Source organism: Mesorhizobium sp. M7A.F.Ca.US.005.03.2.1, assembly GCF_003997795.1.
Lineage (GTDB): Bacteria > Pseudomonadota > Alphaproteobacteria > Rhizobiales > Rhizobiaceae > Mesorhizobium > Mesorhizobium ciceri.
In genome coordinates, this window is the sequence record NZ_RZRP01000438.1 from 1 (window position 1) to 5,268 (window position 5,268).

Annotated in this window: 6 protein-coding genes, 1 tRNA gene and 1 pseudogene; 6 read left to right on the plus strand and 2 right to left on the minus strand. The window is 64.7% G+C overall.

From position 1 onward, the window contains the following. The 4 genes and pseudogenes from EN991_RS22290 to EN991_RS22305 form a co-directional block, all read left to right on the plus strand. Nucleotides 1-261, plus strand: a pseudogene (locus EN991_RS22290) (cobyrinic acid a,c-diamide synthase); the annotation flags it as partial. Nucleotides 262-264: 3 nt separating this feature from the next. Beyond that, nucleotides 265-1,041, plus strand: a complete 777-nt coding sequence (gene cobS / locus EN991_RS22295) for an adenosylcobinamide-GDP ribazoletransferase (protein ID WP_024501377.1) — start codon at nt 265-267, stop codon at nt 1,039-1,041. Between the two features lie 52 nt (nt 1,042-1,093). Next, a complete protein-coding gene (cobT, locus tag EN991_RS22300) occupies nt 1,094-2,104 on the plus strand; it encodes a nicotinate-nucleotide--dimethylbenzimidazole phosphoribosyltransferase (protein ID WP_064993764.1) in 1,011 nt (336 codons plus the stop codon). Nucleotides 2,105-2,193: 89 nt separating this feature from the next. Further along, nucleotides 2,194-2,454 (plus strand): hypothetical protein, encoded by a 261-nt coding sequence (locus EN991_RS22305; RefSeq protein ID WP_024501379.1) that lies wholly within the window; start codon nt 2,194-2,196, stop codon nt 2,452-2,454. 112 nt (nt 2,455-2,566) lie between these two features. On the opposite strand, the gene EN991_RS22310 is transcribed toward EN991_RS22305, so the two are convergent. Together EN991_RS22310 and EN991_RS22315 are read right to left on the minus strand one after the other, a co-directional pair. Continuing rightward, nucleotides 2,567-2,642, minus strand: a tRNA-Lys gene (locus tag EN991_RS22310). A gap of 106 nt (nt 2,643-2,748) precedes the next feature. Beyond that, entirely contained in the window at nt 2,749-3,657 is a 909-nt protein-coding gene (locus EN991_RS22315) for a PhzF family phenazine biosynthesis protein (protein WP_027160563.1), read from the minus strand. Nucleotides 3,658-3,758: 101 nt separating this feature from the next. Here EN991_RS22315 and EN991_RS22320 point away from each other — a divergent pair, with 101 nt between their 5' ends. Next, on the plus strand, nt 3,759-5,051 hold the full coding sequence (locus EN991_RS22320) for an efflux RND transporter periplasmic adaptor subunit (protein WP_127369570.1): 1,293 nt from the start codon (nt 3,759-3,761) through the stop codon (nt 5,049-5,051). A 4-nt stretch (nt 5,052-5,055) separates the two neighbouring features. Then, nucleotides 5,056-5,268 (plus strand): ATP-binding cassette domain-containing protein (locus EN991_RS22325; protein WP_127369571.1); only part of this gene is annotated, 213 nt, incomplete at its 3' end.

The following is a 5,268-nucleotide window of genomic DNA, read 5'->3' on the forward strand; positions in this document are numbered from 1 at the left end:
CTGCTCGGCCACGCCACCAGCTTCGCCAGGCGCAAGATGAACCTCGGCTACCGCGAGGCGCGGCTGCGTGCCGATTGTCCGCTGGGTGCACAGGGCGCGCTGATCCGTGGCCACGAATTCCACTATGCGCAGATGACGGCCACCGGCAATGACGAGCCGCTGGCCGACCTTGCCGACGGCCAGGGCAATCCGATCGGCGCCTCGGGCTACCGGCGCGGCCATGTCAGCGGCACCTTCTTCCATGCGATTGCGAGGGGCTAGAGCATGAAATTCGGGAATCTGGCCCTCTCACCACGACAGGTCGTCGACGACATCGCGCTCTGCCTGGTCTTCTTCACCAGGCTGCCGCTGCCCGTCTTCGATTTTCGCGGCCGCAGCCTTGCCGCGGCGATCTGGGCCGCCCCCATCGCCGGTCTCGTCGTCGGCCTGATCGGCGCCATCGTTTTTGCCACGGCGGAACGGTTCGGCCTTGCCATGGGGCCGGCGGCCGCACTTGCCCTTGTGGCAACCCTGCTCACCACCGGCTGCCTGCATGAGGACGGCCTGTCCGACGTCGCCGACGGGTTTGGCGGCGGCAAATCGCGCGGCCGCAAACTTGAGATCATGCGCGACAGCCGCATCGGCGCCTATGGTGCGGCGGCGCTGGCTCTGTCGCTGCTGGTCCGCTGGAGCGCGCTGTCGGAGTTCGTCGATCCCACACAGGCCCTGTTTGCCCTCCTGGCCGCACACGCGGCCTCGCGCGGCCTGCTTGGCGCTTTCATGCATCTCTTGCCTCCAGCGCGCGTCGACGGCCTCTCGGTCGACGCCGGCACCGTGTCGCAGGAAACCGCCATGGCCGGCGCCTTGCTCGGCGCGATCCCGCTTCTCTTGCTCGGGCTGGGCGGCGCCGTCTTCGCGCTGATCCTGCTTGGCCTGCTGTTTGCCGCATTCCGCGCCCTTTGCTTCAACCAGATCGAGGGCCAGACCGGCGACACGATCGGCGCCTTGCAGCAGGCAAGCGAGATCGCGGTGCTGCTCGTCGCTTCCGTAGCGCTTTCCTGATCCCTTTGGCCTGATCCCCATGGCCTGATTCCTTTTCGGAGACTTTGCCCCCATGTCCTTCAAGTCCCTTAGTGAATTGCGCGCCGCCTGCCTCGACCTGCCGGCTGGCAGCGATGCCGCGGCCAATGCGGTCGCACGCCGCCAGGACACGCTGACCAAGCCGCAAGGCAGCCTCGGCCGGCTCGAGACCATCGCCGCGTGGCTGGCGCGCTGGCAGGGCCGCGACATGCCGAAACTCGACCGCGTCAAGGTTTTCGTCTTCGCCGGCAACCACGGCGTCACCGCGCAAGGTGTGTCGGCCTATCCCTCGGAAGTCACCGTGCAGATGGTGGCGAATTTCGCTGGCGGCGGTGCCGCCATCAACCAGCTTGCCCGCATAGCCGGCGCCGAACTCGACGTCATCCCGCTCGATCTCGACCATCCGACCGGCGACTTCACCCAAGGTCCGGCAATGGACGAAGCGCCCTTTCTGGCGGCGGTCTCGGCCGGCTATGATGCGGTGACGAAGGATCTTGACCTTATCTGCTTCGGCGAGATGGGCATCGGCAACACCACGCCGGCGGCTGCCATCTCAGCAGCCCTGTTCGGCGGCGGCGCGGAAAAGTGGACAGGGCGCGGCACCGGCGTCGATGACGCCGGCTTGAAGCGCAAGGTGGTCGCCATCGAAGCCGGCCTGAAGCGCCATGCCGCAGCCCTCGCCGACCCGCTTGCTATCGCTGCCGTGCTCGGCGGACGCGAACTGGCCGCCATCTTCGGCGCCACGCTCGCCGCCCGACATCTCGGCATACCCGTGCTGCTCGACGGCTTCGTCTGCACCGCCGCCGCAGCCCCGCTGTCGAAGCTGCACCCGACCGGCCTCGCCCACACCATCGCAGCCCATGTCTCCGCTGAGTCAGGCCATCGCGGCCTGCTCGAAGCGCTCGGCCTGCCGCCGCTGCTCGATCTCGGCATGCGGCTCGGCGAAGGCTCCGGCGCCTGCCTCGCCGTCAACATCGTCCGCTCGGCGCTGGAGTGCCATGCCCGCATGGCGAGTTTTGCAGAGGCTGGCGTTTCGGAGAAGTAGTTATTCATTCCCCGTATCGGCCGACAAAGATGCCGTTGTCACGACAAAGGAGGCATCTTACCGTAACGGCGATTCTCAAATAGATTTTTGTGGATGAAGAAATTTCATCCTGCCGCAGCTGCGGTGTTATCGCCGGGGCGGTCGCTGTTGTGTTCCGTCACAGCAGCTATTCAAGTCATGGCCCGATCGACACCGGCATTTTCGTTGTCTTCCTGGTCTTCTTCTGGTGGCCCATCAGCGATTTCTCCGGGGGAAAAGACGGAATTGGCGCCAGCGATGCTGCAGCCGGGGAAAAGAGCCTTGCTTTTCGATTCGGCCGGTTTCTGACCCGCATTTTCCAACGCGGCTGAATCGCCACAAGATCTGGATAGCGCGGTTAAAGAATCACAGTCAGACAGCCTGCCCGAGACGCGCCAAACGCGTCTCGCTTTCAGGGTCTTTCCACCAACTCTTCTAGGAATTTGGTGGGTGCGCACAGGATTGAACTGTGGACCCGCTGATTAAGAGTCAGCTGCTCTACCAACTGAGCTACGCACCCACTCGGCCGGCAAAAACCGGCGTTGGCGGGCATATAGCCGCCACCATCGGTCCTGTCCAGCCCTGCCGGAATCATTTCCCGACAAATCGACCGAGCATGCGTTCGATCAAACGAACAGCTTGCCCTCCGCCACCTTGATTGCGTTGCCGCCGATGCGCGCCGAGGCCAGTTTTCCGCCTTGCACGGTCAGTTCGAGGCGGATGCGCGATGGCCGGCCCATCTCCAGCCCCTGCTCGATCCACAGCTGTGAAATGCCATCGGTCGGCGCGTCGAAATGCATGATGGCGCCGGCAAAGGCGGCTGCCGCCGAACCGGTCGCCGGATCCTCGTAGGAAGGCGTGCCGGGCACGATCATGCGCACATGGAAGGCGCTTTCGTGGTTCACCGTCTCGCGGCAGTAGACATAGGGGCTGGCGAAGGCCCACTCGCTCTTGCGCGGCGCCAGTTCCGACCATGCCTGGTTGTCCAGCCGGATGCGGCCCGCCGCCTCGAGATTGGCAACCGGGATGGTGACGTAGGGCACGCCCGCCGACCAGAACGCGACGCGGTGATTCTCGAAGCCGATCTCATGCGGCGTCAACCCAAGCGCGGCACCGATCGCCTCCGGATCGGCATCGAGCTTCAGCGGCTCCGGCAGCTTCGCCAGATCGAACTCGGCAAAAGTGTTGCCGTCATGCTTGCTGACGGCGCACCGCACCGGACCGATGTTTTCCTCCAGCACGAAGATGCCGGCGCCGCCCTCCTCCGCAAGTTCGGCCAGCGCGATCGCGGCGCCGACCGTCGGATGGCCGGCGAACGGCATTTCATAGTCGGGCGTGAAGATGCGGATGCGGTTTTTGTGCTTGGGATTGTCCGGCGGCAGGACGAACACCGATTCGGACAGGTTGAATTCGCGCGCGATGGCCTGCATCGCGGCCGTGTCCAATCCCTTGCTGTCCAGCACGACGGCCAAAGGATTGCCGGCCAGTCGCTCGGTCGTAAACACATCGTAAAGCAAGTAATTCCGGGTTTTCATTCCTGCCTCAATCCCAACATGGGCGAAATTTAATTTGATATTTGAACCGGTAAGCCTGATCTGTGCACAGATAGGGACATTGCGCATTATAGGGGTCCAGCGTGGACCAGATTGTCAATCTGCCAAAGACGGAATCGGATTCCGCCATCGAGACGGCGCTTGGGCTCGACCAGACAGGCCGGCGCAGATCGCGCCGTCGTGGGTGGCTCTATGCGTTGCTGGCGCTGATCGTGCTCGTCGCCGCGCTTGGCGTCTATCAATGGTATGCCGGCTCGCCGGCCAGGATTGACTACACCACAGTGCCTGCCGCCAAGGCCGACCTCACAGTCGCGGTGTCGGCGACCGGCACGCTGCAACCACTCACCCAAGTCGATATTTCAAGCGAACTGTCCGGCATCATCCGCTCGGTCTCGGCCGAGGAGAACCAGCAGGTCAAGAAGGGTGACGTGCTGGCGACACTCGACACGGTGAAACTCGAAGTCCAGATCGAGCGCGCCGAAGCTTCGGCCAAGGCCGCCGCCGCCAATGTCGAGGACGCCACGGTTACGCTGGCCGAAAACGAGAAGGCGCTGGTGCGCGCCGCCGAACTGACCAGGCGCGGCATGGCGACCGACCAGTCGCTTGAAGCAGCAACCGCCACGCGCGACCGTTCCAAGGCAGCTCTAGACAGTGCGCAGGCCAACCTCGCCATCGCCCAGGCCGACCTCAAGGCGCAGCAGACCGACCTTGCCAAGAGCACCATCTATGCGCCGATCGACGGCATCGTTTTGACGCGCTCGGTCGATCCCGGCCAGACGGTCGCCTCCTCGCTGCAGGCGCCGGTGCTGTTCATCATCGCCGCCGATCTCAGGAACATGGAACTGGTGGCGGCGGTCGACGAGGCCGACATCGGTGCGGTCAAATCCGGCCAGCATGCCCGCTTCACCGTCGATGCCTTCCCCGAGCGGCCGTTCGATGCCGAGATCCGAGACATCTCCTATGCCTCGGTCACCACTGACGGCGTCGTCACCTACAATGCGCGGCTCGAGGTCGACAACAACGAGCTGCTGCTGCGGCCCGGCATGACCGCCACCGTTTCGGTCGTCACCAAGCAGGCCAAGGACGTGCTCACCGTACCGGCCACCGCCTTCCGCTATCGTCCTGCCCAACAGGCCGCACGCGGCTGGAGCCTCAGCGACCTGTTCACCGGCCGCATGGGCCGCCCCGGCGGCAACCGCCAGCGCCAGGCCGCCACAGTGCCCACCGACGGCTCGCGCACGCTCTATGTGCTGGAGAACGGGCGTCCGCACCCGGTCAACGTCAAGATCGGCTCGACCGACGGCGAACTGACCGAGATCATTTCTGGCCTCGACGAAGGCGCACAGGTCATCACCGCGTCGCAGCAGCGGAGCTGATACCGTGGCTGCCGGTGCTGCCCTCATCACCTTCGACAAGGTCTGGAAGAGCTATGGCCAGGGCGAGGCCAAGGTGCATGCGCTGGCCGGCATTGACCTCGCCATCCGGCGTGGCGAATTCGTCGCCATCATGGGGCCGTCCGGCTCCGGCAAGTCGACGGCGATGAACATCATCGGCTGCCTCGACACGCCGACGGCCGGAACCTATTCCTTCATG

Coding starts and splice junctions, on each gene's coding strand:
- EN991_RS22315 (WP_027160563.1), bottom strand. CDS start 3,657: ATGAAAACCCGGAATTACTTGCTTTACGATGTGTTTACGACCGAGCGA.
- cobT (WP_064993764.1), top strand. CDS start 1,094: ATGTCCTTCAAGTCCCTTAGTGAATTGCGCGCCGCCTGCCTCGACCTG.
- cobS (WP_024501377.1), top strand. CDS start 265: ATGAAATTCGGGAATCTGGCCCTCTCACCACGACAGGTCGTCGACGAC.